The following is a 985-nucleotide window of genomic DNA, read 5'->3' on the forward strand; positions in this document are numbered from 1 at the left end:
GACAGCTGCTGGGGCGCGCCCACGCAGGAAGCCAGCAGGACGAAGGCGGCCGCCGGCCGATTGGCAGGACCGCGCGACGACCGCGGGCGACTGGCGCTATCAGGTCGACGGCGCCGGATCGGCCGCCCTGTTCGGCCCGGATGCGCAAGGCAGCCTGTTCGTCATCCGCTGCGACCGGACGACGCGCCGCGTCAGCCTTTTGCGGCCCGGCCCGGCGCAGGCGGCGATGACGGTGCGGACCAGCTATGGCGCGGTCAACTGGCCGGCCGGCCCCGCCACCGGCGCCATCGCCGCGACCCAGGCGACCCGCGCCGCCAGCGACGCCACGCTCGATCAGATCGCCTACAGCCGGGGCCGTTTCGCGGTCGAGGTGCAGGGTCTGGAGATGCTGGTCCTGCCAAGCTGGGCGGAGGTCGGCCGCGTCGTGGAGGACTGCCGCGCCTAAGCCCTTGATTTCAGGCGAAAGGCGCTGGTTTCAACGCAGATCGCCTGCAAAAGGCGGACGCAAAAGTATGATTCGAAAAAAGAATTTTACAAGCCTTGAAGTAGCGGCCGGTCTGATTCACATATCATTTCATAGACGGCGAAGGACCAGTACCGGGAACGGCTATAGGGGCTTCAACTAGCGAAAGGAGGTGATCCGATGTCTCATGGTTCAGCAATGGGGTCGGTCAAGTCCATTCGGGGAACGCGCCGCTGAGCGACGCCTTATGCGTCGGTTTTCCAGAATAGGGTGACTGTCGACCGCGGTTTCGCGATCGAAGCGCCGTATCTGGAAAATAGCGCGATCAACGTTTCCCTTGGGCGGCGCTTCCGGCCGCTGACCATGTCAATGATGGGCCGTCGGGGTTTAATCTACCCGACGGCCCCTCTCATTTTTGATGGCGGTTTGATGGTTGGTTTCTTGCCATTAAGCCCCTCCCCTTCAGGGGAGGGGTTGGGGTGGGGGCGTGCCTCTACAGGCTTGGTTTTCCTTTGGGGCACG

2 protein-coding genes are annotated in these 985 nt (G+C 64.0%); both read left to right on the forward strand.

The features are described from left to right. A partial coding sequence (locus tag K7W03_RS25115; RefSeq protein WP_226870496.1) for a hypothetical protein occupies positions 1-445 on the forward strand: 445 nt, incomplete at its 5' end. Between the two features lie 288 nt (positions 446-733). Further along, a partial coding sequence (locus tag K7W03_RS25120) for a hypothetical protein (protein ID WP_222887616.1) occupies positions 734-985 on the forward strand: 252 nt, incomplete at its 3' end.

This window comes from Sphingobium sp. PNB, from assembly GCF_019873065.1.
Lineage (GTDB): Bacteria > Pseudomonadota > Alphaproteobacteria > Sphingomonadales > Sphingomonadaceae > Sphingobium > Sphingobium fuliginis.